The sequence below is a fragment of the Pseudodonghicola xiamenensis DSM 18339 genome (genome assembly GCF_000429365.1).
GTDB classification, from domain to species: Bacteria; Pseudomonadota; Alphaproteobacteria; order Rhodobacterales; family Rhodobacteraceae; genus Pseudodonghicola; species Pseudodonghicola xiamenensis.
Map to the genome: position 1 here is coordinate 191,994 of NZ_AUBS01000002.1, position 24,890 is coordinate 216,883.

The 24,890-nt window shown below is 63.7% G+C and carries 22 protein-coding genes; 8 read left to right on the forward strand and 14 right to left on the reverse strand.

Annotated elements, in window-relative coordinates; genetic code table 11:
* Nucleotides 1–42: 42 nt before the first annotated feature.
* The 6 genes from G455_RS0103840 to G455_RS0103865 all read right to left on the reverse strand — a co-directional run bounded on the left by G455_RS0103840 (nucleotide 43) and on the right by G455_RS0103865 (nucleotide 6,024).
* Nucleotides 43–348 carry a 4a-hydroxytetrahydrobiopterin dehydratase gene (locus G455_RS0103840; protein WP_028092474.1) on the reverse strand — a complete coding sequence of 102 codons (306 nt, stop codon included), beginning with the start codon at nucleotides 346–348 and terminating at the stop codon, nucleotides 43–45.
* On the reverse strand, nucleotides 345–1,532 hold the full coding sequence (locus G455_RS0103845) for a GNAT family N-acetyltransferase (protein ID WP_028092475.1): 1,188 nt from the start codon (nucleotides 1,530–1,532) through the stop codon (nucleotides 345–347). Before G455_RS0103845 ends, G455_RS0103840 begins: the two co-directional genes overlap by 4 nt.
* Before the next feature lie 46 nt (nucleotides 1,533–1,578).
* Nucleotides 1,579–2,355 carry a glycerophosphodiester phosphodiesterase family protein gene (locus G455_RS0103850; RefSeq protein WP_028092476.1) on the reverse strand — a complete coding sequence of 259 codons (777 nt, stop codon included), beginning with the start codon at nucleotides 2,353–2,355 and terminating at the stop codon, nucleotides 1,579–1,581.
* Nucleotides 2,352–2,810, reverse strand: a complete 459-nt coding sequence (locus G455_RS0103855; RefSeq protein ID WP_028092477.1) for a RidA family protein — start codon at nucleotides 2,808–2,810, stop codon at nucleotides 2,352–2,354. Before G455_RS0103855 ends, G455_RS0103850 begins: the two co-directional genes overlap by 4 nt.
* Before the next feature lie 71 nt (nucleotides 2,811–2,881).
* Nucleotides 2,882–4,147, reverse strand: a complete 1,266-nt coding sequence (locus G455_RS0103860) for an HlyD family type I secretion periplasmic adaptor subunit (protein WP_051312190.1) — start codon at nucleotides 4,145–4,147, stop codon at nucleotides 2,882–2,884.
* A 137-nt stretch (nucleotides 4,148–4,284) separates the two neighbouring features.
* Entirely contained in the window at nucleotides 4,285–6,024 is a 1,740-nt protein-coding gene (locus tag G455_RS0103865; RefSeq protein ID WP_028092479.1) for a type I secretion system permease/ATPase, read from the reverse strand.
* A 194-nt stretch (nucleotides 6,025–6,218) separates the two neighbouring features.
* Between G455_RS0103865 and G455_RS0103870 the strand changes: the two genes are divergently transcribed.
* Nucleotides 6,219–6,980, forward strand: a complete 762-nt coding sequence (locus G455_RS0103870) for an MlaA family lipoprotein (protein WP_028092480.1) — start codon at nucleotides 6,219–6,221, stop codon at nucleotides 6,978–6,980.
* A gap of 3 nt (nucleotides 6,981–6,983) precedes the next feature.
* Nucleotides 6,984–7,580, forward strand: coding sequence for an MlaC/ttg2D family ABC transporter substrate-binding protein (locus tag G455_RS0103875; protein ID WP_035366129.1), 597 nt, complete (start codon nucleotides 6,984–6,986; stop codon nucleotides 7,578–7,580).
* A 133-nt stretch (nucleotides 7,581–7,713) separates the two neighbouring features.
* On the opposite strand, the gene G455_RS0103880 is transcribed toward G455_RS0103875, so the two are convergent.
* The gene (locus tag G455_RS0103880) at nucleotides 7,714–9,969 is read right to left on the reverse strand and encodes a transglycosylase domain-containing protein (RefSeq protein WP_028092482.1); all 2,256 of its coding nucleotides are present in this window, start codon (nucleotides 9,967–9,969) and stop codon (nucleotides 7,714–7,716) included.
* A 253-nt stretch (nucleotides 9,970–10,222) separates the two neighbouring features.
* Here G455_RS0103880 and G455_RS0103885 point away from each other — a divergent pair, with 253 nt between their 5' ends.
* Both G455_RS0103885 and G455_RS0103890 read left to right on the forward strand, forming a co-directional pair.
* The gene (locus tag G455_RS0103885) at nucleotides 10,223–10,561 is read left to right on the forward strand and encodes a P-II family nitrogen regulator (protein ID WP_028092483.1); all 339 of its coding nucleotides are present in this window, start codon (nucleotides 10,223–10,225) and stop codon (nucleotides 10,559–10,561) included.
* Between the two features lie 27 nt (nucleotides 10,562–10,588).
* Nucleotides 10,589–11,911 (forward strand): ammonium transporter, encoded by a 1,323-nt coding sequence (locus tag G455_RS0103890; protein ID WP_028092484.1) that lies wholly within the window; start codon nucleotides 10,589–10,591, stop codon nucleotides 11,909–11,911.
* Between the two features lie 203 nt (nucleotides 11,912–12,114).
* Here the strand turns inward: G455_RS0103890 and G455_RS0103895 are convergent, their stop codons facing one another.
* A complete protein-coding gene (locus G455_RS0103895; protein WP_028092485.1) occupies nucleotides 12,115–13,299 on the reverse strand; it encodes an amino acid aminotransferase in 1,185 nt (394 codons plus the stop codon).
* Nucleotides 13,299–14,153, reverse strand: a complete 855-nt coding sequence (sseA, locus tag G455_RS0103900; RefSeq protein ID WP_028092486.1) for a 3-mercaptopyruvate sulfurtransferase — start codon at nucleotides 14,151–14,153, stop codon at nucleotides 13,299–13,301. The genes G455_RS0103895 and sseA overlap by 1 nt, the downstream gene beginning before the upstream one ends.
* Nucleotides 14,154–14,456: 303 nt before the next feature.
* Here sseA and G455_RS0103905 point away from each other — a divergent pair, with 303 nt between their 5' ends.
* From G455_RS0103905 to G455_RS0103915, 3 genes are read left to right on the forward strand one after another with little or no spacing between them, the layout of a single operon-like run.
* Nucleotides 14,457–15,047: an ImuA family protein gene (locus G455_RS0103905; RefSeq protein WP_028092487.1), complete on the forward strand. Its 591-nt coding sequence runs from the start codon at nucleotides 14,457–14,459 to the stop codon at nucleotides 15,045–15,047.
* Entirely contained in the window at nucleotides 14,962–16,440 is a 1,479-nt protein-coding gene (locus G455_RS0103910) for a Y-family DNA polymerase (protein ID WP_028092488.1), read from the forward strand. Before G455_RS0103905 ends, G455_RS0103910 begins: the two co-directional genes overlap by 86 nt.
* Nucleotides 16,441–16,496: 56 nt before the next feature.
* Nucleotides 16,497–19,832 (forward strand): error-prone DNA polymerase, encoded by a 3,336-nt coding sequence (locus G455_RS0103915; RefSeq protein WP_028092489.1) that lies wholly within the window; start codon nucleotides 16,497–16,499, stop codon nucleotides 19,830–19,832.
* A 9-nt stretch (nucleotides 19,833–19,841) separates the two neighbouring features.
* Here the strand turns inward: G455_RS0103915 and G455_RS0103920 are convergent, their stop codons facing one another.
* From G455_RS0103920 to G455_RS0103930, 3 genes are all read right to left on the reverse strand, one after another.
* Nucleotides 19,842–20,666: a M90 family metallopeptidase gene (locus tag G455_RS0103920; RefSeq protein WP_035366077.1), complete on the reverse strand. Its 825-nt coding sequence runs from the start codon at nucleotides 20,664–20,666 to the stop codon at nucleotides 19,842–19,844.
* A gap of 44 nt (nucleotides 20,667–20,710) precedes the next feature.
* A complete protein-coding gene (gene smpB, locus G455_RS0103925; RefSeq protein WP_028092491.1) occupies nucleotides 20,711–21,187 on the reverse strand; it encodes an SsrA-binding protein SmpB in 477 nt (158 codons plus the stop codon).
* A gap of 136 nt (nucleotides 21,188–21,323) precedes the next feature.
* The gene (locus G455_RS0103930) at nucleotides 21,324–22,142 is read right to left on the reverse strand and encodes a sulfotransferase family protein (protein WP_028092492.1); all 819 of its coding nucleotides are present in this window, start codon (nucleotides 22,140–22,142) and stop codon (nucleotides 21,324–21,326) included.
* 147 nt (nucleotides 22,143–22,289) lie between these two features.
* Here G455_RS0103930 and G455_RS0103935 point away from each other — a divergent pair, with 147 nt between their 5' ends.
* Entirely contained in the window at nucleotides 22,290–23,867 is a 1,578-nt protein-coding gene (locus tag G455_RS0103935) for a DUF5928 domain-containing protein (RefSeq protein ID WP_028092493.1), read from the forward strand.
* A gap of 24 nt (nucleotides 23,868–23,891) precedes the next feature.
* Here the strand turns inward: G455_RS0103935 and G455_RS0103940 are convergent, their stop codons facing one another.
* Both G455_RS0103940 and G455_RS0103945 read right to left on the reverse strand, forming a co-directional pair.
* The gene (locus G455_RS0103940) at nucleotides 23,892–24,533 is read right to left on the reverse strand and encodes a DUF1523 family protein (RefSeq protein ID WP_028092494.1); all 642 of its coding nucleotides are present in this window, start codon (nucleotides 24,531–24,533) and stop codon (nucleotides 23,892–23,894) included.
* 10 nt (nucleotides 24,534–24,543) lie between these two features.
* A complete protein-coding gene (locus G455_RS0103945) occupies nucleotides 24,544–24,810 on the reverse strand; it encodes a hypothetical protein (RefSeq protein ID WP_028092495.1) in 267 nt (88 codons plus the stop codon).
* Nucleotides 24,811–24,890: the final 80 nt, after the last annotated feature.

The window sequence follows — 24,890 nt, forward strand, 5'->3', positions numbered from 1 at the left end:
ATCGGACAAGAGCCGGTCCCCCCCCCCGTCAGGGCTGACAAATTAGCAGGACTGGCAAATCAGGCTGTCCATCTTGCGCGCCAGCTTGGCATCCTGGGCGCAGAGCCCCCCCAGATCATGTGACCAGAGTTCGACCTCGACGGTCTTGTAGACATTGCGCCAGGCCGGATGGTGATCCCATTTCTCGGCCCACATCGCCACGCGGGTCATCCAACCGAAGGCATCAACGAAACTGTCGAATTTATAGGTCTTGACCAGCGCATCGCGCCCCTCGGCCAGAGCCCAGCCATTTTTCAACAGCGGCTCCAGCAGCAGGTGGCGCGCCTCGTCTGACAGAATATCGCTCATTCCTGCTCCTCCACTTGGATCTTTCTGAACGGGCCATAATCGGTGAGGATGTCGATCTCTTCCTCCACCGCTGCGCGCTCGGCCTCGAGAAAACGCGTCACCGCATCGGCGAAGCCAGGATCGGCCAACCAATGCAGGCTGTAGGTCTGGGCCGGCAGATAGCCACGGGCCAGCTTGTGTTCGCCCTGCGCGCCAGCCTCGACCCGGGCCAACCCATGGGCAATGGCATAGTCGATGGCGCGATAATAACACAGTTCGAAGTGCAGACAGGGATGATGTTCGATCGCCCCCCAATAGCGGCCGAACAGCGTCTCGCGACCGATGAAGTTCAGCGCCCCGGCAACCCAGCGGCCATTCCGTTCCGCCAGCACCAACAGGATGTCGTCCCGCAGATGCTCCTGCGCCAGATCGAAGAAGGCCCGCGTCAGATAGGGCGATCCCCATTTGCGCGCGCCAGTGTCCTGATAGAAGGCCCAGAAGGCCTGCCAGTGCTCGGGGCGCAGGTCGTCGCCGGTAAAGGCGTGGATGGTCCCGCCGAAGTCGTTCGCCTCGCGCCGTTCCTTGCGGATGTTCTTGCGCTTGCGCGAAGAGAGATCGGCCAAGAAGCCGTCGAAACCGGCATAGCCGCGATTGACCCAGTGGAATTGCTGGCTGACCCGCGATTGCAACCCCATCGCCTCCCCGGCTGCGGCCTCTGCCTCGGTGCAGAAGGTGACATGCAGCGAGGAAAGATTATTGGCGTCAGCCAATTGCACAGCCCCCTGCAGCAGCGCCGATTGTCCGATTCCCTCAAACCCCGAACGCACCAGAAACCGCCGCCCCGTCGCCGGGGTGAAGGGAACTGCGATCTGCAGCTTGGGGTAATACCGCCCGCCGGCGTTCTCATAGGCATGCGCCCAGCTATGGTCGAAGATGTATTCGCCCTGACTGTTGGATTTCGCATACATCGGCGCGGCGGCGATCATCCGTCCGTCCAGATGTGCAGTCAGATATTGCGGTTGCCAGCCGGTGCCGCGCCCGACCGATCCGCTATCCTCCAGCGCCTTGAGGAACCGGTGGGTGGTGAAAGGATCGGCAGGGTGCCCGCCGTCGCCCACCTCAGGGCAGGCGCAGGCATCCCAATCGCCGGCGTCGATCTCCGCCAGTGACGGGACGACCTGAATTTCGATCTGCGCCTGATCCATCTTTCCTCCGGGGTCAGGGCTCTATCTGGGCCCGGACCCCGCCCGTTCAACCCGGGATATCAGCCAGATACCCCTCGAAGGTGATATTATCGGCAAGCTTCCGCGCCTCTGCCTCAGCTTCGGGCGACCGGATGGTCCAGCACAGGACCGGCACCCCCTCACCATGCAGCGCCCGCACCCGGGGGCGGGCCAGATCGGCGGCCTCATGACTGATGAACGCGGCCTCGACCCGGTCGAAATCGGGGATTTCGCGCAGATTATCACAAGTCGCGGCGGAGAGCGGCCAATGCGCCGCATCATAGGCGCTGGTCACCAGACCGCGCGGCACATCGGGGACGAGCCGCGCCATTTCCGCCATCGAATGCGGATTGAAGGACATCAGCGCCAGCGGACCGTCATAGGCCTTCAGCGCCCGGGCTGCCGCAGCTTCCAACGGCCCCACATCAGGCCCCATGGCGCCATCTTGATCCTTGATCTCGACCAGCAGCGGCACCTGGCCCGCGACCAGGTCCAGCACCTCGGAGAACGAGGGAATGCCTTCGCCATCGCCCCCGGCAAGCGAGATGCGCGACAGCTCTGCCGCAGTGCGCTGACGCAGTGGGCCGGTGTCCCCGGTCAACCGCTTCAGATCGTAATCGTGGAACACCATGGCCTGACCATCGGCGGTCAGTTGCAGGTCGATCTCGATCGCATAACCGGCAGAGATGGCCGCGCGGATCGCCGCGCGGCTGTTCTCGGGGCGGCCCTCGGCCACATCATGCAATGCCCGGTGGGCCACTGGCAGGCGCAGAAGACCGTCGGGCAGCTTGGCCAGATGTCTCATCGCAGCAGAAAGATCCCTTCGACCTCGACCGCGACACCGCGCGGCAGGGCCGCAGCGGAAACCGCCGAACGCGAATGGCGCCCGGCATCCCCCAGCGCCTCGACCATGAAATCCGAGGCGCCATTGATCACCTCAGGCTGATCGGTGAACTCCTGGGTCGAATTGACAAAGCCGGTCAGCTTGACCACGCGCACCAGCTGATCCAGATCGCCCTTGCAAGCCGCCCGCACCTGCGCCAGCAGGTTGATCGCGCAGGCCCGCGCAGCGGCGGCGCCAGCCTCGACAGTCATGTCGGCCCCCAGCTTGCCGCAGATCAGCCCATCCGCGGCCGCGGAAATCTGACCCGAGACATAAAGCATGTCGCCCACCCGCACGAAGGGCACGTAATTCGCCGCCGGGGCCGGTGCGTCGGGAAGGGTGACGCCCATATCTTCCAATCTGCCTTCGATGCTCATCGCTCGGCTCTCCTTCTGATCTATTTGGTGCGGAAGCTATCCCCTCCCCGCCGGAGCGGAAAGGGGAAACCTCAGCTTTCGCGGAAGGCCTTGGTGAAGTAATCGGTCAGCGGCTTCACCAGATAGGCCAGCGGCGAGCGGTCAACGGTGCGCACGAAGGCTTGTACCGGCATCCCCGGGATCAGCACCTTGCCCTCGGGCAGCAGATCGACCTGCCCGTCGTCCAGCACGATCTCCGCCCGATAGAAGGACCGCCCGCTGTTGGCGTCGTCAAAGGCATCGGCAGACACCCGCACCACCCTGCCCGAAAGCTGCGGCGTATGGCGCTGATCGAAGGCCGACATGCTCAGGATCACCGGCTGGCCAACATGGATCTCGTCAATATGGATCGGATCGACCTGGGCCGCGATCACCAGCGGCTGATCCTGCGGCACGATATACAGCAGCGGATCGGCGGGACGGACCACCGCTCGCGGCGTATGTACCCCAAGCCCGTAGACCACCCCCGCGACAGGCGCCTTGATGTCGAGCCGCAGTAGCTGCTCTTTCAACGAACGGCGCTGTTCGGCCAGTTCCAGTTCGCGATAACCAAGATCGCGCAACCGGGTGATCGCCTCTTCGCGTTGCGTGGTTCCGAGCTTGAGCACCTCGATGTCGATCTCGGTGATCCGGCCCTCGGCCTGCGCCTTGGAGGCCTTCAGCTCGCCCAGCGTACCTTCCAGATCAGCGGCGGTGCGGCGCAGGTTCAGCACCGTGGCCGCCTGCGCCAACCCACGATCAAGCAACCCCTGCTGATTGTTCAGCTCCTGCTGGATGAGATCGAGCTGAAGCTTGAGAGAGGCCTGTTGCGCCTCGATCCCCTCGATCTGGCTGCCGATCTGACCGCTGCGTTTTTCCAGCTGTTCGGTTTCTCGCGCGATGGAATCCCGGCGCGCCTCGAACAGACGGCGCTGACCGTCGATCAGTTCAGCGACCTCCGGACGATCGAGCGCGATCGCCTCAAGCTCCGGATCGAAACTGATCGTGTCGGCCCCATCTCGTTCAGCGTCAAGCCGCCCGCGCCGGGCCATCAGCTCGAAAAGCTGCCCCTCGACGATTGCAAGTTGCGATTTCAACATGGTGGCATCGAGCCGGATCAACACCTGGCCGGCCTGCACCTTGTCGCCCTCGGCGACCAGGATTTCCGACACCACGCCACCGTCGGGGTGCTGCACCACCTGACGATTGCTTTCCACCTCGATCCGACCGCTGACGACGATGGCACCGGCGATCGACGACACCACCGCCCAGGTGCCGAACCCGCCGACCAGCAGGAACAGCGCCACGAAGCCCACCATGAGCGGTTTGAATGCCGACCAGCCACGCGGAGGCGCCACTGACGCCCCGGTCGCCGCCACGGCCGCAGGCTTGGCAGACAGCTTCATTTCGGGTTGTTTCGCGGACGGTTTGTCTGCGGATTTCACTTCGGCCAGGCTCATCGCATGCCCCCCATGCCCGACGATTTCAGCAATTGCTGATGGTTCGCCACCATCTCGCGCAGCACCTGGTCTTTCGGTCCGAAGGCGCTGCGGTGACCATCGTCCAGCACCAGCAGCAGATCACATTCCTGAATGGCCGAAGGGCGATGCGCCATGATCAGCACCGACTTGCCCGCCGCCTTCATTCCCTTGATCGCGTTGTTCAGCGCCAGAGACCCTTCGTTATCGAGGTTCGAGTTCGGCTCGTCCAGGATCAGCAGCACCGGATCGTCGTAAAGCGCACGCGCCAATGCCACCCGCTGCATCTGTCCGCCGGACAGCCGACCACCGCCGGCAGTGATCCGGGTGTCATAGCCATCGGGCAGCGACACGATCAGATCATGAGCCGCGGCCTTCTTGGCGGCCTCCACCACCTTGGCGCTGTCCGGTTCGGGGGCAAGACGCGCGATATTCTCGGCAATCGTGCCATCGAACAACTGCACCCGCTGCGGCAGGTAACCGATGTGCTGCCCCAGGACATCAGGCGCATATTGGTCGAGCGCCGCCCCATCGAGCCGCACCACACCGCCAGCGGGGCGCCAGAATCCGGTCAACGCCCGAGCCAGCGTGGTCTTGCCCGACCCCGACGGCCCGATCACCCCCAGCGCCTGGCCCGGTTCGACCTTGAAGCTGACGGTCTTCAGCTTGGCCCGCGTATCGCCCGGCGGCACCACGGTCAGCCCGCTGACCTCAAGCCGCGCCTTGGGCTTGGGCAGGGCGGTCTTCCGCGTTTCTTCCGGGGCTTTCGCCAGCAGATCGCTCAGATGTTGCCAGCCCTTGTGGGCCCGCTGCACCTGCGGCCACTGGCCAACCAGCAATTCGATCGGAGCCAGGGCGCGGCTCAGCAGGATCGACGAGGCGATCATCACCCCGCCGGTCGCCATGCCCTGAAGCACCAGATAGGCACCAAGCCCCAGCATCGCCGATTGCAAGAACATCCGAAGCGTCTTGGTCAGCGACGAGAAGGAGCCCCCCACGTCGCTGGCCACCACGGTTTCGGCCAGCGAATTATCCCGCGTCTTTTTCCAGCGGGTAAAGGCGGCCGACCGCATCCCCATGGATTGGATCGTTTCGGCCTCGGTCCGGATTTCCTCGGCCATCAAGCCGGCGCGATGCGACGAGATATTGGCCTGCAACACCGGCTTGCGCGAATAGATCTGGTTCAGAACGGTGATCAGCACCAGAAGCGTGCCGCCGCCGACCGCCAACATCCCGAGATAGGGATGAAACAGCGTGATCCCGACCAGGAAGAACGGCGTCCAGGGCAAATCGAAGATCACCAGCAGCACCGGCGAAGCGATCAGCCGCTGCACCGCCTCGAGATCCTGCAGACCGGTCTGCGCCACCGAATCGTTGGACACGGCGGATCGGCGCAGCATCGCTTCGAATACCCGCCGGTCGAGCGTGGCCTGCAGCCGCGCGCCCACCCGCGCCATCACCCGCCCCCGAGCGAAGTCCAAAAGCCCCATGATCCCGTAAAGGAAGGCCACCAGGATCGACAAGGCGACCAGGGTTTCCACCGACCGGCTGCCCAGCACCCGGTCATAGACCTGCAACATGTAAAGCGGTCCGGTCAGCATCAGCATGTTAGAGAACACGCTGAACAGACCGACGGCCCAATAAAGCGATCGACTTTGACGACGCGCAGCGGCAAGCTCGGCGTAACCCTCCGCGCTATTTTGGTAAGCGGTAACCATGTCTCTCCAATTGTGCTTATTAGCTGTGGCAGGCCCAAAATCAGGCGCCTAAGCGCGCAATCTACCCGGAGGCTGTTTCAATAAGGTAACACATCCAGTATTGGACGAAGTGCCATCTTTGACCAACCATGTCAGTCTCTACATTTCAAGAGCTACTCGCCCGCTGCCTGTAAATAACGGATTCGACTCGGACCATGGAACTTTCGCTGCGCCCCCTGCTCGCCGCCAGCCTGATCGGGCTGGCAGGAATCACTTCCGGTTGTGCAACAAAAACGCCCGCCCAAAAGGCGAGCGGAGAGATATTCGACCCCTATGAGAGCACGAACCGCTCTATTCACGGTTTCAATCTCGGCCTCGACAAGGTGCTCGTCCGCCCCGCCTCGAAGGGCTACATCGCCGTCATGCCGCCGCCGATGGTCGATAGCGTCAACTATTTTGCAGAGAACCTGTCGATGCCGGGGCGAATGGTCGACTCGCTGCTGCAGGGCAAGTTCAAACAGGCGGGCCATGCGCTGGCCCGCTTCCTTATCAACTCGACCGTCGGCTTTGCCGGGCTCGCCGATCCGGCCACCGAATTCGAGATCCCGCAGGTCGATACCGATTTCGGCGAGACCCTGCATGTCTGGGGCTTCGGCGAAGGCGCCTATGTCGAACTGCCGATCTACGGCCCCTCGACAACGCGTGACGCGGTCGGGGTCGTGGTGAACATGTTCACCAATCCGCTTGATTTCGCCCCCACCAAACCGGTCAACAACATCAGCCTTTATGCCGATGGCGCCCGACGGCTGGGCGATCGGGGCCGCTATGCCGATACGGTGGATGCTGTTCTCTATGACAGCGCTGACGGCTATGCCCAGGCACGGGCGCTCTACCTGCAAAATCGCCGTTACAAACTGGAAGGCGACGCTCCCGATCTCTACATAACGCCTGACGAGATCAGTACCGAGGGGTTTTAATTGATGACTGTTTCCGTTTCCAGACGCCACCTGATCGGTGCCGCAGTGGCCGCGGCCGCTCTGCCCGGCACCGCATTCGCCCTGAACCAGACGAATGCGCGCACAATGGTCACCAAGCTGATCGCCGACATCAACAAGGTGATCGACAGCGGCAAGAGCGAAACCGCGATGTATCGCGATTTCGAGCGTATTTTCAGATCCTACTCGGACACGTCCTATATTGCGGCCTACGCGATGGGCGTGGACGGGCGACGCGCCTCCGCCGCGCAGAAACGCGCCTTCACCGATGCGTTCACCGGTTATATCTCACGCAAATACGGCCAAAGGTTCCGGGAATTTATCGGCGGCCGGCTCGAGGTCGATGGCGTGCATCAGGTCAAGAATTTCCTCGAAGTGCGCACCACCGCGTATCTGCGTGGGGAATCGCCGTTCGAAGTCAACTTCCACGTCTCCGATCGCACCGGGAAAGAGCTGTTCTTCAACATCTATATCGAAGGTGTGAACATGCTGCTGACCGAACGGACCGAAATCGGCGCGATGCTGGACAAGCGGCAGGGCAATATCGACAAGCTTATTGCCGATCTGAAGACCGCAAGCTGACCAGTTCCAAGGCATTCACTGAAAAGTGATCGCCCGGCCCCGCCAAATGGCAAAGGGCCGGGCTTTTTCATGCCCGGCCCCCGCCCCTGTCCGCTCTACCGGGACAGCCCGGCAATCCGCGACCTGTCGCCGCTCATCGCTCCGACGGTGCCGGGGCTCTCCCGCCGCCACCGCCACCAAAGATATCGCGCAGCAGCTTGTCGACCGCGCCCCCCAGACCGCCGCCGCCACTGGCCGGCGCCTGAGTCTTGGGCTGGGTCGGCGCGATCGGCTCACGCATCGGCAACGGCTTGGGCTCCATCCCTTCCTGCACACGCATCATGGTCTCGTGCCAGATTTCGGCGGGTAGCCCGCTGCCGGTCACCCCCTTCAACGGCGTATTGTCGTCATAGCCCATCCAGACGCCGGTAACGTAGTCGGCGGTAAAGCCCACGAACCAGGCGTCCCGCGCCTCTTGCGAGGTTCCGGTCTTGCCGGCGACCTGCCAGCCCGGCAGCTTGGCGCGTCCACCAGTGCCTTCGGACACCGCCTTGGACAGCATCCAGACCAGTTGTTGCGCCGCTTCGGGGCGGATCACCCGTTCGCCGATCCCGCCAGCCGCGCCGAAGACCGGAGTGTCGTCCCCCAGCAGCCTGAGTTCGATCAGCCCATAGGGTTTGACCGAAGATCCGCCGTTGAGGATCCCCGCATAGGCCCCCGTCATGTCGATCAGCGTGCTTTCCGAGGCGCCCAGCGCCAGCGCCGGACCCATCGCCAGATCACTGTCGAGCCCGAATTCGCGCGCCACCAGCCGCACCTTGTCGCGGCCGTATTTCTCCGAGGTCTTCACCGCCGGAATGTTCAGTGACTTTTTCAGCGCTTCGGTCAGGGTCACCTCGCCATAGAACTTGTGGGTATAGTTCTGCGGACACCACTTCCCCGACCCGGGGAGCGTCATACAGAAGGGTTCATCCACCACCGTATCGAGCGGAGAAGCCCCGAGATCGAGCGCGGTAGCATAGATGAAGGGCTTGAAGGCCGAACCAGTCTGTCGCTTGGCCTGGGTGGCACGGTTGAACACACCCGACACCCGGGTCTTGCGACCGCCCACCATGGCGCGGACGGCTCCGTCCGGGCTCATCACCACAATTGCGGCCTGCGCCTTCGATCCCGGGCTGACCTTCTCCTGGAACACGAATTTCATCGCCTCCTCGGCTGAGGTCTGGATACGCTGGTCAAGCGTGGTCTTGATGATCACGTCCTCGGTGGTCTTGTCGCCGAAGAATTCCGGCGTCTCGTCCATCACCCAGTCAGCGAAATATCCCCCCGCCCGCGCGGCGGCGGCCTCGGAAAGCTCAGCCGGATGCGCCCGGGCCTGGCTGGCCTGGGCATGGGTGATATAGCCCTGATCCTCCATCAGCCCGACAATCACCTTGGCGCGGTTCTGCGCCCGGGTCAGGTTGTTGGTTGGTGCAAACCGGGTCGGCGCCACCAAAAGCCCGGCCAGCATCGCTGCCTGGGCCGGAGAGATATCCGAAGCCGATTTGCCGAAATAGCGCTGGCTCGCCGCCTCGAAGCCGCGGGCCCCGGCACCGAGGAAGGCCCGGTTCATGTAGATCGTAAGGATATCGTCCTTGGAGTATTTCAGCTCCATCGCCATGGCATAGATCGCTTCCTTGACCTTGCGCCACAGCGTGCTCTGCCGACAATCCGTCTCGTATTCGCTTTCCGACATGCCCGAGGACGGATCATAGGGCACCCCCAGACAGAGCAGCTTGGCCGTCTGCTGGCTGAGCGTCGACCCGCCATGCCCAGACAGGGGACCGCGGCCTTCACGCAGGTTGATCGCCACCGCGCTGGCGATACCGCGCGGACTGACCCCGAAATGATGATAGAACCGCTTGTCCTCGGTCGCGATGATGGCGTGCTTGAGGTAGGGCGAGACCGTATCCGCCGTGACCACCCCTCCGAACTGATCGCCGCGCCAGGCAAAGACCTTGCCCGAGCGGTCCAGCAGCGTCACCGACCCGCGCGCACGCCCGTCCAGAAGCGCGGCCATCGGCGGCAACTGGCTGTATTGATAACCGATGCCGGCGGCGATCAGCAGCACGATCACCATGCCCATGCGCCAGGAAAAGCCCCAGACCAGCCGGAAGATGCCACCGATCAATCGGCGGAACATGCCGAAGATGCCGCCACCGCCCGCACCGCCACCACCTCGGCGCGGCGCCGCCTTGCGCCTGGCCGCAGCCTTTGTCCCGGTTTTTGCCCGGGTCTTTGCAGCAGGCTTGGAAGCCGCTTTCGTCGTTTTCGTCGTTTTCTTCGCCCCGGCTGCCGCCGACGTGCGCCGCCCCGAAGAATAGCGTTTGTCCGCCACCAGCGGCGGCTTGCCCCGCGAGGTATTTGCCATGCCCGATCCTGCTCGATCTGTGTTCTGCCCCCAGGATACAGGCTGCGGGACGATTTGTTGAGAGCCCCTTGCAATAGCTTTTTCGCGACTCAATTGTGACTATTTTTTATGCACAAATATATATTCGCACAATAAATAGGCGGCAATCGTTCGGAAATCACAATTTATCAGCACCAAACATTCCATTCCCGCCCCCATGGCGCCTTGCTTGCGAGGCGACCGCAGGGGGACCTGCCGAACGAAGGGGACGATCGTGAAACTGATCATTGCGACAATCAAGCCGTTCAAGTTGGAGGAGGTCCGCGAGGCGCTGACCGAGGCCGGCGTTCGCGGCATGATGGTGACGGAAATCAAAGGGTTCGGATCGCAGTCCGGCCATACCGAAATCTATCGCGGTGCCGAATACGCCGTGAATTTCGTGCCGAAAATCAAATTGGAGATCGTGGTCAGCTCTGCCGTGGCCGATCAGGTCGTCGAGACCATCACCAATACCGCCAAGACCGGCAAAATCGGTGACGGCAAGATTTTCGTCCTGGACGTGGAACAAGCGATCCGCGTGCGCACCGGCGAAACCAACGAAGACGCACTCTAAAGCGCGCAACCAAGGGAAAACGGAGCTATGAAACGACTCAACGCACTTGCCGCCGCGGCGGCGCTGATTGCGCTGCCCACGCTGGGCCTGGCGCAAGAGGCGGACGTAACCCCGCCGAACTCCGAGATCGGCTATATTTTCACCACCTTCATGTTCCTGGTCACCGGTTTCCTGGTGATGTTCATGGGCGCGGGCTTCTCCATGCTCGAGGCGGGCCTCGTGCGTCAGAAGAACGTGACCATGCAGCTGATGAAGAACGTCGCGCTCTTCGCCTTCGCTGCCATCATGTACTATCTGATCGGCTACAACCTGATGTATCCGGGCGACGGCTGGAGCATTGACGGCATCCTGGGCGCCTTCAGCCCCGCCGTGCTGGAACCGGTCGGCCTGGCCGACACCGAAACCGATCTGACCTATGCCTCCGTCGGTTCGGACTTCTTCTTCCAGCTGATGTTCTGCGCCACCACAGCCTCGATCGTATCGGGTACCCTGGCCGAACGGATCAAGCTGTGGCCCTTCCTGATCTTCGTCATCATCCTGACCGCACTGATCTATCCGATCCAGGCATCGTGGAAATGGGGCGGCGGCTTCCTGGATGCGGCTGGCTTCCAAGACTTCGCAGGTTCGACCGTGGTGCACTCAGTCGGTGGCTGGGCTGCTCTGACCGGCGCACTGATCCTCGGCCCGCGGATCGGCAAATACAAAGACGGCAAGGTGCATCCGTTCCCGGGTTCGAACCTGACGCTCGCCACCCTGGGTACGTTCATCCTGTGGCTGGGTTGGTTCGGCTTCAACGGCGGTTCGCAACTCTACATGGACACCGCCGGCAACGTGGCTGACATCAGCCGGATCTTCGCCAACACCAACACCGCCGCCGCCGGTGGTGCCGTGGCCGCACTGATCCTGACCCAACTGCTGTACAAGAAGGCCGATATCACCATGGTGCTGAACGGCGCCCTGGCCGGCCTGGTGTCGATCACCGCCGAACCGCTGATGCCCTCGCTGGGCGCGGCAACCCTGATCGGCGCCGTGGGCGGTATCCTGGTGGTCTTCGCCGTGCCGTTCCTGGACAAGCTGAAGATCGACGACGTCGTCGGCGCCATCCCGGTGCACCTGGTCTGCGGCATCTGGGGCACCCTGGCGGTTCCGCTGACCAACCCCGATGCCTCCTTCGGCACCCAGCTCTATTCGATCATCGTTGTCGGCCTGTTCGTCGCCATCGTCTCGGCTGTTGTCTGGTTCCTCCTGAAGGTCATCATGGGCATCCGGGTCGACGAAGAGACCGAGATCAACGGTCTCGACATGGCCGAACTGGGCATGGAAGCCTATCCCGAATTCTCGAAGAGCTGATCGTTCTTCCTGACGGGACAAAGACAAAGAGACCCGGGCCATCGTGCCCGGGTCTTTTCATTGCGAAGCCTCTCCGCCTGCCCCTCCCCCGTCGCTGACGGGAAAGCCAGAGCGACAGGGCTGCCGAAGGCCTGACCCGCGCAAAAGAAAACGCCCCGACCTGCGGGTCGGGGCGTATCTGTTTCGAACGATGGGACTGGCGGTCAGGCGCCGGCGTCGACAATGGCCTGGGCCAGGATCGGCACCGTCCTGCTGTTCAGCCCGGCGATGTTCATCCGGCTGTCGCCAACCATATAGACGCCATAATCGGTGCGTAGCCGCTCAACGATCTCGGGCGAGACACCAAGGCGCGAGAACATGCCGCGATGACCGGCCAGGAAGGCGAAACGATCAGAGCCGGTCAGACGTTGCAGCTCGTCCGCCAATTGCTGACGCAGGCCCAGCATCGACAGGCGCACGTCCTCCAGCTCAGCCATCCAGTCGGCGCGCAGCGCATCATCGTTCAGGATGGTGCTGACGATCCGTGCCCCATGATCGGGCGGGAAGGAATAGGCCAGACGATTAAGCGTTGCCATCGTATCCAGCACCAGCGCCCTGCGGCTGATATCGGCGGAAATCGCCATCAGCATCCCGGTCCGCTCGCGATAGATGCCGAAGTTCTTCGAACAGCTCGACGCGATCAGGCACTCAGGCACCGAAGAGGCCACCAGCCGGGTGCCGGCGGCATCTTCTTCCAGACCGTCGCCGAACCCCTGATAGGCGATGTCGATCATCGGCAAGAGGCCCCGGTCATTCAGCAGGTCGGCGACCTCCTGCCACTGCACCAGGTTCAGGTTGGCGCCAGTCGGGTTGTGGCAGCAGCCATGCAGCAGCACCGCGTCACCCGCCTGCGCCCCTTTCAGATCCTCGATCATCGCGTCGAAATCGACACCCCGGGTCTCGGGGTCGAAATAGCGATAGGTTTTGATCTCGATGCCCAGGTAATTCAGGATCGCGATATGGTTCGGCCAGGTCGGATCGGAAACCCAGATCCGCGCCTTTGGGTTCATCATCTTGATCAGTTCGAACCCCAGCCGCACCGCGCCGGTGCCCCCCGTGGTGGCCACCGCCGAGATCATATCCCGGGCGACCGCATCACCAAGCAAAAGGTTGACCATCCCCCCGGTAAAGGCGGTATCGCCAGTCAGCCCGGTATAGGTCTTGGTGGTCTGCTCGTCCCAGATGCGCTTTTCGGCGGCCTTCACCGCACGCATCACCGGGGTGATGCCATCGGCGTTCTTATAAACCCCGACCCCCAGGTCGATCTTCTGATCGCGCGGATCGTCGGCGTACATCAGCATCAACTGCAAGATCTTGTCCGCAGGCTGCTGTTTCAAGGTTTCGAACATCACATGTCTCCAGTTGCGACGGGCAATGTGGGGAAGGCACCCCATTCGGCCCAGGAGCCGTCGTAAAGCGAATGATCGGTCTTGCCCAGACGCTCCAGCGCCAGGCTCAACACAGCGGCGGTCACCCCGGACCCACATGATGTAATTGCGGGCTTTGCCAGATCGACACCGGCAGCCTCGAAGATCGCGCGGCACTCCTCGGGGGATTTCATCGTGCCGTTCTCGTTCAGCAGTGTGGTATAGGGCACGTTTCTGGCCCCGGGAATATGGCCGCTGCGCAGCCCCGGGCGCGGCTCGGGCTCCTCACCGCGGAAGCGGGGGGCAGAGCGCGCGTCGATGATCTCGTGATCGCCTAGCTTGGCGGCGGCCGACACCTGGGTGACATCGCGCACCATCTGGTTCTGCACCCGCACCGTCATGTGACGATCGCGGACCACCGGCGGCAGATCCTCGATCTCGCGCCCCTCGGCCTGCCATTTCGGCAAGCCACCGTCCAGCACGGCGATATTGGTCTGCCCCATCAACCGGAACAACCACCAGACCCGCGGCGCCGAGCTGATGCCAGCGCCGTCATAGACCACCACCTGATGGCCGTCGCCCACCCCCATGGCGCGCAGACGCGACATGAATTTCTCGACCGGCGGTGCCATATGCGGCAGGTCCGAGCGGTGATCGGAAATCTCGTCGATATCGAAGAAGCGGGCGCCGGGAATATGCGCGGCCTCATATTCCGCCCGGGCGTCCCGCCCCGACTGCGGCAGATACCAGGAGGCATCGAGAATCCGCAGATCGGGGTCCTTCATATGCGCCGCCAGCCAATCGGTCGAAACCAATGTTTTCGGGTCGTCCTGCATCGCTCCACCCTGTTCGAAAAAACCGTGTTCTGCCTACTATCGGGAGGCTTGGGGTGCAAGGCAAGCAGGCTTTGGCGCCTGAGGCCCCCAACAATCGCCCCCCTTCAGCGAACACCTTCAGCAAGACCGCCTGAAGCGAAAGCGGGCAGCACCCACACCAGGACCGACCGGCGCATGCCTTCTCTGCGCCCTCAGGGCCAGCCCCCTGCCTCCTGTCGCCTCGGATATCCATCCGGGCCAGCCGGGCAGGCAGCATCCCTCGCCGCTTTCCTCATTCCCCGTTTTCTGGCAGCATCTCACCCCATGTCCCGTTTCCCGAACCCCGCCTTCCCGCTGAAAGCGAATCGTGTGCATGAGGTCTGCGGCCCCGCCGCCACGGCCTTTGCCGGGGTCTGTTGCGCGCAAGGGACCGGGCCGCTTCTGTGGATCACCGAAAGCTGGCGGGGCAAGGGGCTGAACCCCCTGGGGCTCACCGCCTTCGCCGATCCGCGCCGGCTGCTTATGGTGCGCGCCAAGGATCAGACCGATACGCTTGCCTCGACCGAGGAGGCGCTGCGCGCCGGCGCGGTGGATCTGGTGGTGATCGAACTGAGCAAACCGCTGAGCCTGACCGCCGGGCGCCGGCTGCAACTGGCGGCAGAGGCCGGGCGGACCCGCGGGCTCTGCCTGATCCCCGAGGGCATGGGCAGCAATGCCACCGAAACCCGCTGGCAGGCCATGCCGCTGTTCGATCCCGAAGAAGGCGCGGACTCGACTCTGATGCGCTGGTCGCTTACAAAGAACAAATCAGGAACATTTGGGGCCTGGGATGTTCGATGGAATCACGCGGCGCGTCGTCTCGATGTGGTTTCCCCGGCTGGCCAGCGACCGGAGCCTCCGGGCGCAGCCGGTTGACGGACCCGTCGCGCTGACGCTGACACAAAGCAATGCGGAACGGATCGTCTGCCTGAACAGCCTGGCGGAACGGCTGGGGCTGGCCGTTGGCATGACCGGGGCCGATGCCCGCGCCTATTGCCCCGACCTGCGCACGCGGCCGGCCGATCCGGCAGGCGACGCGCGGTTTCTGGCGGCGCTCAGACGCTGGGCCACGCGCTACTGCCCCTGGGTCGGGATCGAGGGGGGCGACGGGCTGGTTCTGGACATCACCGGGGCGGCACATCTGTTCGGAGGGGAGGCCGGGATGCTGACCGACATGCGCCGGCGGCTGGCCCGGGCCGGGCTGACGGTACGGCTGGGGCTGGGCGACAGCCGCGGCGCCGCCTGGGCTCTGGCGCATCATGGAGAAGGCGTGGCGACCCCGGGCGATCCGCTGGCCACGCTCGCCCCCCTGCCCGTCGCCGGCCTGCGGCTGGAGACGAAAGAGGTTGTCACGCTGGAACGGCTGGGGCTGCGCAGCATCGGCGATCTTGCCGCCACCCCGCGCGCGCCGCTGGCCCGTCGCTTCGGCGCAGGCCTGCTGTTGCGGCTGGATCAGGCGCTGGGGCGGGCGGGGGAACAGATTTCACCCGAGGCGGAGCCGCCGCATTACGCCGTGCGCCTGACCCTGCCCGAGCCGATCGGGCTGACCGCGGATGTGATGGCAGGCACCCAGCGGCTGCTGGCCCAGCTCTGCGACCGGCTCGATCACCAGCAGGCCGGCGCGCGGGTGCTTTGCCTGACGCTGCGGCGGGTCGATCAGGACAGCCGGCAGGTCGAACTGCGACTGGCCCGGCCACTGCGCGATCCGGCGCGCATCCTGCCGCTGTTCGAACGCGGTGTCGCCGGGGTGGAGGCGGGCTTCGGCATCGACCAGCTCCGGCTCGAGGCCAGGGTGGTCGAACCGCTGCCCGCCCGGCAGAGCGTGGCGTTCGGCCCCCAGCGGGGGGACCGGCTGGAGGATCTGATCAGCCGGCTCGGCACCCGGATCGGGCTGGAGAATATCCAGCGCTTCCTGCCCGCCGACAGCCATATCCCCGAACGCGGCTTCCTGATCGCCCCGGCGGCCTATTCCGATCCCGAAGGCCCCTGGATCGCCCTGCGCCCGCGTCCCTTGCGGCTGTTTGCCCCCGAACCCATCAACGCCCATGGCCCGCAACCGCCGCGACAGTTCCGCTGGCGCGGCATGGCGCTGACCACGGCCCGTGCCACCGGCCCCGAACGCATCGCGCCGGAATGGTGGCTTGAGGATGACAATTGGCGCAACGGGTTACGCGATTACTGGCGGGTGGAGACGCGGCAGGGCTGTCGGCTCTGGCTGTTTCACACGCCACAGAACCCCGGCTGGTACGTGCAGGGGGAATTCGCATGAGGGATAGCGACATTCGGCCTGACGCCCTCCAGACAGACGGGACCAGGAAGCCAGAGGTGGATATCCCCTCAGGCTATGCCGAACTCTGCGTCACCTCAAACTTCACCTTTCTCACCGGCGCCTCCCACCCGGAAGAGCTGGTCGCCCGCGCCGCTGAACTGGGGCTGGAGGCCATCGCCATCACCGACCGTAATTCGCTGGCCGGCGTCGTTCGCGCCTATGCCGCCCTGAAGGAATTGCGCCGCGCCGCCGAAGAGGCGGCAGCCGCAGACGGCGTCCCGATCCGCTCCAGCCAGCGGACCGATCCCTCCAGCCGCCAGCAAATGGGGGCGGCTCGCCGCGTCAGCGCCGGCGCCCGCCTGCCCCGGCTGATCACCGGCACCCGGCTGGTACTGAGCGACAGCGCCGCCGACTGGATCGCCCTGCCCACAGATCGGGCCGCCTATCACCGGCTGGCGCGGCTTTTGACCCTGGGCAAGCGGCGGGCCGAAAAGGGGCAATGCCAGCTCGAATTCGCCGATCTGCTGGCTGGCTGTGCCGGCATGATCCTGATCGCCCTGCCGCACGCCGATCCCGAAAGACCCGAGGTCATCACCCAGATCACCCGGGCGTTGCGGACGTTTCCCAACCATGTCTTTCTGGGCGCGGCGCCGCGCTATGACGGCAGCGACAGGGCCCGGCTGGCCGCCTGTGCCCGCGCCGCCCATCGCAGCGCCGCGCCGATGGTGGCCGTGGGCGACGTGCTGATGCACACCGCCCGGCGCCGGCAACTGGCCGATGTGCTGACCTGCCTGCGCGACGGGATCACCATCGACCGAATCGGCACCCGCGCCTTGCCCAATGGCGAACGCCGGCTGAAAGGGGCCACCGACATGGCCCGGATGTTCCGCGACCACCCCGCCGCCCTGCGCCGCACGCGCGAGATCGCCGCGCGCTGCGCCTTCGACCTGGGGGAACTCAGCTATGAATACCCTGACGAGATCGCGGCGGGCGAAAGCCCGCAGGACCGGCTGGCGCGGCTGGCGCGTGCGGGGCTGGCCCGGCGCTATCCCGATGGGGCGCCCGAAAGGGTGCAGGGCCTGATGGAAAAGGAACTGCGGCTGGTGGCCGAGCTGAACTTTCCCGCCTATTTTCTCACCGTTCACGATATCGTCGCCTTCGCCCGGTCGCAGGGCATCCTCTGCCAGGGGCGTGGATCGGCGGCGAATTCGGTGCTCTGCTACCTGCTGGGGATCACCGATGTCTCCCCCGATCAGATCGCCATGGTCTTCGAACGCTTCGTGTCGAAACACCGGGGCGAGCCGCCCGATATCGACGTCGATTTCGAACACGAACGACGCGAAGAGGTGATCCAGCATATCTACCGGACATATGGCCGCGACCGCGCCGGGCTCTGCGCCACGGTGATCCATTTCCGCACCCGTGCCGCAATCCGCGAGGTGGGCAAGGTGATGGGGCTGTCCCAGGATGTCACCGCCGCGTTGTCGGGCCAGATCTGGGGCCAGTCGAACGGTGGGGCAGAACCCGAGCGGCTGCGCGAACTGGGCCTCGACCCCACCGATCACCGGCTGGCGCTGACCGTCCGCCTGATCGGCGAGATCATCGGCTTTCCCCGCCATCTCAGCCAGCATGTCGGCGGCTTCGTCATCACCAAGGGCCGGCTGGACGAACTTTGCCCGATCGAGAATGCGGCAATGGAGGATCGCACGGTGATCGAATGGGACAAGGACGACATCGACACGTTGGGCATCCTCAAGGTCGATGTGCTCAGCCTCGGGATGCTGACCTGCATCCGCAAGAGCTTCGATCTGCTGCGCGATCACGAAGGGGTCCGCCACAGCATCGCCTCGGTCCCGCAGGAGGATGGGGCCACCTATGACATGCTCTGCCGCGCCGATGCGGTGGGGGTGTTTCAGGTCGAAAGCCGGGCGCAGATGAACTTTCTGCCGCGGATGCGGCCGCGCACCTTCTATGATCTGGTGATCGAGGTCGCCATCGTCCGCCCCGGCCCGATCCAGGGCGGCATGGTCCAGCCCTATATCCGCCGCCGCCAGGGGCGCGAGGCGCCTGAGCCCTTCGGCCCGGCGCTTGAGGCAGTGACCGCCCGCACCCTCGGCGTGCCGCTGTTTCAGGAACAGGCAATGCAGATCGCCGTGGTCGGTGCCGGCTATACAGCGGAGGAGGCCGACCGGCTGCGCCGCTCGCTCGCCTCCTTCCGGCGGATGGGGACGATCGGCGACCATCGCGACCGCTTCATCGACGGCATGCTGACCAATGGCTACAGCCGCGAGGTGGCCGAACAATGCTTCGGCCAGATTGAAGGCTTCGCCGATTACGGCTTTCCCGAAAGTCACGCGGCGGCCTTCGCCATGCTCACCTATGTCTCCTCCTGGCTGAAATGCCACCACCCGGCGGTGTTCGGCTGCGCCCTGCTGAACGCCCAGCCGATGGGCTTCTATGCCCCGGCCCAGATCGTCCGCGACCTGCGCGATCATGGGGTCGAGGTGCGACCGGTCTGCATCAACGCCAGCACCTGGGATAATACCCTGGAACGCCGCGCCGACGGCCGGCTGGCATTGCGGCTGGGGTTCCGCCAGATCAAGAGCTTCCCGCGGGAGGAGGCAGAGTGGATCACAGCCGCCCGCGGCAACGGCTATCCCGATGTGCAAAGCCTCTGGCTGCGCGCCGGCGTGATGCCCGCCACGCTGGAGCGGCTGGCCGAGGCCGACGCCTTCGCCGGCATCGGGCTCAGGCGCCGTGACGCGCTCTGGCAGGTACGCGCGATCCGCAGCCCGGCGCCGCTGCCGCTGTTCGACGATCCTTTCGAGGGCGAAGGCATCCGCGAACCCGAGGTCACCCTGCCGCCGCTGCATCTGGGCGAGGAGGTGGTGGAGGATTACCTCGCCCTGCGGCTGTCGCTGCGCGCCCACCCGATGGAGCTGCTACGCCCGATGATCGCCGGGCTGACCCCGCATGCAGAGCTGTCCCGGGTGCCGCCACAGCAGGTCTCCGTCTGCGGGCTGGTGATCACCCGGCAACGGCCCGGCACCGCCTCGGGCGTGATCTTCCTGACGCTGGAGGATGAGACCGGCGTGTCGAATGTGGTGATCTGGCCAAAGCTCTACCAACGCTTTCGCCGCGCGGTGATCGGCGGGCGGCTGTTGCGCGTCACCGGCCGGCTGGAGCGCGAGGGCATCGTGGTGCATCTGATCGCCGAGAGAATCGAGGATCTGTCGCATCGGCTCAGCGATCTGGGCCACCCGCTGGACGATGTGGTCGGGATCACCCGACCGGAAACCGATGATGCGCCACGCCCCCGCGCGCGCGCCACCCGTGCCCGCCATCCCCGCGACCAGGCGAAGAAACTCTTTCCCAGCCGGGATTTTCACTGAAGGGGCCCATCACCCCTGCCGCCCGACGCCCCAGGTCAACGGGTCCAGCCGAAAGAACACCTGCAACTGCTGGTAAATCTCCGGCTCGTGCTGCTTCAGCGGTTCGGGCCGCTCGAAAAACGCCTCGACCGCCACCGCAAAGAACTCCTCCGGTCCCTCGGCACCATAGGGGTCCAGCACCGTCTTGCGCCCCGCCTCCACCGCCCGCACATGCGCCTTGTAGGCCGGCAGAAAGGCATGCGCCCAGCCGGCAAAGCTCTGGTCCCGGCGCAGATCGGGAACCCCGTCGGTATGGCCCGACAGATCGTCAAGCTGATGGGCAAATTCATGGAAGACGACGTTATGACCGTCCCGGCCATCCAACGCCCCCTGCCGGGTATGCGCCCAGGACAGGATCACCGGCCCACGCGACCAGCTTTCCCCCACGCGCACCACCTCCCGCTCGGTCACCACATAACCGTTGTGCCGGGCCTGTCGCGATTTGAAGGCGCCCGGATAGATCAGCACGGTGGTCAGATGATCGTACCAGGCGCCACTGTTGACGACCAGGAGGCAGGCCTGCGCGGCGATCGAAAGCCGCATCTCCTCACTCACCTCCAACCCGTTGCAGCCAACGAAATCGACCTGATCCAGAAAGGCGTTGACCTTGCCCTCGAAAGCGCCGCGCAGATCGGCGGGCAGCTTGCGGATCAAGGGCACCTCTGCCTCAACGATGGCGCGCCGATCTTCCGACAGGGCCGCGCCCAGAAGCTGCCTGTGCCGCAGCCACTTCGACCACCGCCAATAGCCAAAGCCACCAACCGCGATGAGCAGGATGATCAGAAAAACCGCCATCACTCCCCTCCCTACGGGATCAAAGGCACGGCTCGGTCAGGGCCTCAGCGATTGTCCTTCAGCAGCCGCTGCTTCTGCCGCGACCAGTCGCGCTTGGCACTGGTCTCGCGCTTGTCATGGGTCTTCTTGCCCTTGGCGATCCCCAGCTTCATCTTGGCGATGCCGCGATGGTTGAAATACATCACCAGCGGCACCAGCGTCATGCCCTTGCGCTGGGTGGCATTCCACAGATCGGCCATCTGCTTGCGGCTGACCAGAAGCTTGCGGCGCCGCCGTTCCTCGTGACCGAAGGTCTTGGCCTGGGCATAGGGCGCGATATAGGAGTTCACCAGCCAGAGCTCGCCATTCTCCACCGCCGCATAGCTTTCGGCGATATTGCCACCATGGGCGCGCAATGACTTCACCTCGGACCCCTCCAGGATGATGCCGCACTCCAGATCCTCCTCGATCGCGTAATCGAAGCGCGCGCGCCGGTTCTCGGCGATAATCTTATAGTTCGGATCTGTCTTCTGCTTGGCCATGCGCACCGATCTACGCATCGGGCGCGCCTTCCGCAAGATGGCAGACGCATGGCGGGCCATCCTGGCCCTCCGCCCCTGCCTTTTTCTGGCCCCAAATATCCCCGCCGGAGGCATCGCGGCAGAGCCGCGAATAGGGTCAGTTCCCCAGCTTGGCGTGCACCTCGTCCAGGTCGATCTCGCCCACAGGCATCTTGTTCGAAGGATCGAAGGGATCGTACTTGAACAGCTCGAAATCGCGTTTGTAGATCTCATAGACCAGATGCATCGACAGATCGTCGAAATAATCCTCGACCGGATGCGCCCGCTTGGGGCCGTGACCTTCGCTTTCGTTGAACCGCGGGATCGTCGCCAGATCGACCGAATGCGGGGTCTTGACTGCGTCCAGCACCACCTGCATGCCCTCGTTGAACTTCTCGGTCCAGAAGATGTGGTCATAGCGACCACCGTTGACGATGAAGGTCGAGACATGGCCCGACATCGCCGACCAGTGGATGTCGGGATCCATCGGTCGGCGCCACCGAATGGTGTCGCGGGCGAACAGCAGGAAACGGCGAAAGCTCTTGATCTGATCGAATTCCTGCTTGCCATCCTCACCACCGACCTCGATCCCATAGGTATAGGTCAGCTTCGGCACCAGATTGCCGCGATACCGGCTGCCGTTGCGCTGGATGCCGCAGATCTTGTCAAAGAACGAACTCAGGATCCGCGTATAGGGATTGCGCACGCAGGTGAAGGCATAGGAGTGATGCCCCTGCACGTTGCGGCTGATCGGCTCGTGGCTGCCTTCCTGCGCCCATTTATAAAGGCCCTCGGTGGCATCATGGATGTCACCGTCGAAGAACCGGCCGTGATCGGAATAGAACATGATCTGCCCGATCGTCGAACAGGCGCATTTCGGGACGACCCGATACACCATGCTTTCACTCTCGGTCATCCAGGTGCCGGGAAACCCCATCTGCGCTTGCCTCCATGCCTGCGGCTCCAGTCCTGACATCGCGCCGGGCCTGCGCCGTCAAAAAACCAAATTATCGGTGTTTATTCAATCGAACTTCATCTTTATCTACCTGAAGAAAGATCAGTTAACGGTACATCCTGTTTGGCCATGGCGAAAATCGCGTACATCCTGCTGTGTCACAAGGACCCCGACGCCATTGTCATGCAGGCGCAGCGGATCACCGATGCCGGCGACTATATCGCGATCCATTTCGATGCCCGCGCCCCGCAAGAGGCCTATCGCAGCATCCGCCGTGCACTAGCCGACAATCCAAATGTCACCTTCGCCCGCCCGCGCATCCGCTGCGGCTGGGGGGAATGGTCGCTGGTTCAGGCCACGCTGAACGCGGTCGAAGCGGCCGAGCAGGCCTTTCCGCGCGCCACCCATTTCTACATGCTTTCGGGCGACTGCATGCCGATCAAGACGGCAGAATATGCACACCGTTTCCTTGACGAACATGACACCGACTATATCGAAAGCTTCGATTTCTTCGATAGCGACTGGATCAAGACCGGCATCAAGGAAGATCGGCTGATTTATCGTCATTTCCTGAACGAGCGGAAACACAAGCGGCTATTCTATGCCGGGCTCAACCTGCAACGGAAACTGGGGCTCAGGCGTGCCATTCCCCATGACTTGCAAATCCAGATCGGCAGCCAGTGGTGGTGCCTGCGACGGCGCACAATCGAATGGATCCTCGATTTCACCCGACAGCGCCGAGACGTGATGCGGTTCTTCCGCACCACCTGGATCCCGGACGAGACCTTTTTTCAGACCCTGGTGCGCCATCTGGTCCCCGAAAACGAAATCGAAAGCCGCACCCTGACCTTCCTGATGTTCTCGGACTATGGAATGCCCGTCAGCTTTTACAACGATCATTACGATCTGTTGGTGTCGCAGGACTTTCTTTTCGCCCGCAAGATCAGCCCAGAGGCGACCGAGCTGAAGCTCAGGCTGGGGCGGCTCTACGCCGCCCATGATGTGGAGTTCCGGATCTCCAACGAGGGCCGCAGCCTCTACAAGTTCCTGACCGGGCGCGGCCGGATCGGGCGGCGCTTCGGTCTGCGTTTCTGGGAGACCGAAAGCAGCCTGGGCCGCGAACGCGAACTGTTGATCGTGGTGTGCAAGAAGTGGCATGTCGCCAAAAGGCTGCTGGCACATATCCGCCAGCTCACCGAACTGCCGGCAGTGGATTATCTGTTCAACGAAGCTGACACGCCGCTGCCCGATCTGGGTGGCATCCAGACCACGCTGGAAAAACGCACCCGCCACCGCCGGGCGCTGATGCGGATGCTGTTCGACTATTTCGAAACCAACCGCCTGATCGTCTGCATGGATCCCTCGAACCTCGATCTGATGCAGGATTTCGCCTCGGACCGCTCCGAGACCCGGATACTCGAGATCGACTGCCAGTTCTCGGACGATTACCTGATCGGCCACGCGCATCGGGTGGGGCTGGCCGGGGAACAGACCAGCGCGGCCACGCTGGAACGCATCCTGCCGACAATTCGCAACGATCTGACCTATGAGACCGATCGGATTCGCGATGCCGACTTCCCCCATTACGGCCGGATCAGCGAAACCGCCCCGCCTGAGGAAAATGCCGAGAAAATCGCTGATTTTCTCAGCATTTCCCGCGATCAGGCCGAGCAGCTGGCCCGGACGGAATATCTGTTCGCCGACTGACGCGCGGCCAAGGCGCGCTGCGCCTCAGCCCCGCCGGCCATCCAGCCAGCGCCGAAACCGGCTGCGCCGCTCGGCGATCGCCTCGCCGGCGATATCGACACGGTCCTCCAGATTCTCGAGCAGCGGGTCGATCCGGCGCTGCCGGAACCGCCGCCAGCGCACCCAGATCGCATAAACGATCGCGGCCAGCACCGTCAGGATGATAATATTGAACCAGGGGATCAGCCGCACATCGGGGCCGGCGACCGGGGTGATCCGCACCGCGTTCGGAAAGATCGACAGGAATTCATTGCGCCAGCCATAGTGCCGGATCGCCACCCATTTTGGATTTTCCGCCGTCGATTTCATGTCCACCGCCTCGGCCTGCAAGTTCGAACTGTTGACCTTGAAATAAGGCGGCCAGGACCAGGCGGTATCCTCGTTACGATAGACCATCACCTTGCCATTGGCCCCCCGCGTCTGAATGAAGAAGACATCCCGGTTGGTGGTATTGGGATCGCCGCCGACATCGTGCTGCGCCCAGAACCAGCTGTTTTCGCCCGGATCAATCCGCTTTTCATAGGTATCGGTGATCCGCGCGATATCCCGCTGCGGCAGGGTATAATGCAGGAATGCCCCGACTGCGGTCCAAAAGATCAGGATGATTGCCCATTTGACATAGACCATTACGGCGCCCTCAGGTGAAATTCGTGTAATAGACGAGTATGGCGATCAGCCCCAGGGGAACAATATAAACCCCCAGGATCAACTTGCGACGAAAAGACCGGTCGTATTTCGCCAGCCCGCGCCGGACAAAGACGTCCTGATCGCCAGTCAACCGGTTGCTTTGCCAGCGCGCGATCAGCTTTTCCCGCCGACGACGGCGGGAATAGACCGACAGACCGATGTAGATCAGCGTCAGCACCACCAGCAACGGGATCAGCAGACGCAACAGCGCGATCATGTCAAAGCCCCTTTCCCAGCCGGCCACCTCTTTTCTGTGATACGCGTGAGTGCAGGCTTCGGCAACCTGCGGCGCCTCAC

What these genes read in the sequence shown, in the direction of transcription:
- G455_RS0103890 (WP_028092484.1), top strand. Translation starts at nt 10,589, where the DNA reads ATGAAACGACTCAACGCACTTGCCGCCGCGGCGGCGCTGATTGCGCTG.
- G455_RS0103945 (WP_028092495.1), bottom strand. Translation starts at nt 24,810, where the DNA reads ATGATCGCGCTGTTGCGTCTGCTGATCCCGTTGCTGGTGGTGCTGACG.
- G455_RS0103870 (WP_028092480.1), top strand. Translation starts at nt 6,219, where the DNA reads ATGGAACTTTCGCTGCGCCCCCTGCTCGCCGCCAGCCTGATCGGGCTG.
- G455_RS0103840 (WP_028092474.1), bottom strand. Translation starts at nt 348, where the DNA reads ATGAGCGATATTCTGTCAGACGAGGCGCGCCACCTGCTGCTGGAGCCG.
- sseA (WP_028092486.1), bottom strand. Translation starts at nt 14,153, where the DNA reads ATGCAGGACGACCCGAAAACATTGGTTTCGACCGATTGGCTGGCGGCG.
- G455_RS0103860 (WP_051312190.1), bottom strand. Translation starts at nt 4,147, where the DNA reads ATGGTGGGCTTCGTGGCGCTGTTCCTGCTGGTCGGCGGGTTCGGCACC.
- G455_RS0103940 (WP_028092494.1), bottom strand. Translation starts at nt 24,533, where the DNA reads ATGGTCTATGTCAAATGGGCAATCATCCTGATCTTTTGGACCGCAGTC.
- G455_RS0103850 (WP_028092476.1), bottom strand. Translation starts at nt 2,355, where the DNA reads ATGAGACATCTGGCCAAGCTGCCCGACGGTCTTCTGCGCCTGCCAGTG.
- G455_RS0103865 (WP_028092479.1), bottom strand. Translation starts at nt 6,024, where the DNA reads ATGGTTACCGCTTACCAAAATAGCGCGGAGGGTTACGCCGAGCTTGCC.
- G455_RS0103920 (WP_035366077.1), bottom strand. Translation starts at nt 20,666, where the DNA reads ATGGCGGTTTTTCTGATCATCCTGCTCATCGCGGTTGGTGGCTTTGGC.
- smpB (WP_028092491.1), bottom strand. Translation starts at nt 21,187, where the DNA reads ATGGCCAAGCAGAAGACAGATCCGAACTATAAGATTATCGCCGAGAAC.
- G455_RS0103875 (WP_035366129.1), top strand. Translation starts at nt 6,984, where the DNA reads ATGACTGTTTCCGTTTCCAGACGCCACCTGATCGGTGCCGCAGTGGCC.
- G455_RS0103880 (WP_028092482.1), bottom strand. Translation starts at nt 9,969, where the DNA reads ATGGCAAATACCTCGCGGGGCAAGCCGCCGCTGGTGGCGGACAAACGC.
- G455_RS0103910 (WP_028092488.1), top strand. Translation starts at nt 14,962, where the DNA reads ATGTTCGATGGAATCACGCGGCGCGTCGTCTCGATGTGGTTTCCCCGG.
- G455_RS0103935 (WP_028092493.1), top strand. Translation starts at nt 22,290, where the DNA reads ATGGCGAAAATCGCGTACATCCTGCTGTGTCACAAGGACCCCGACGCC.
- G455_RS0103905 (WP_028092487.1), top strand. Translation starts at nt 14,457, where the DNA reads ATGTCCCGTTTCCCGAACCCCGCCTTCCCGCTGAAAGCGAATCGTGTG.
- G455_RS0103855 (WP_028092477.1), bottom strand. Translation starts at nt 2,810, where the DNA reads ATGAGCATCGAAGGCAGATTGGAAGATATGGGCGTCACCCTTCCCGAC.
- G455_RS0103895 (WP_028092485.1), bottom strand. Translation starts at nt 13,299, where the DNA reads ATGTTCGAAACCTTGAAACAGCAGCCTGCGGACAAGATCTTGCAGTTG.
- G455_RS0103930 (WP_028092492.1), bottom strand. Translation starts at nt 22,142, where the DNA reads ATGGGGTTTCCCGGCACCTGGATGACCGAGAGTGAAAGCATGGTGTAT.
- G455_RS0103845 (WP_028092475.1), bottom strand. Translation starts at nt 1,532, where the DNA reads ATGGATCAGGCGCAGATCGAAATTCAGGTCGTCCCGTCACTGGCGGAG.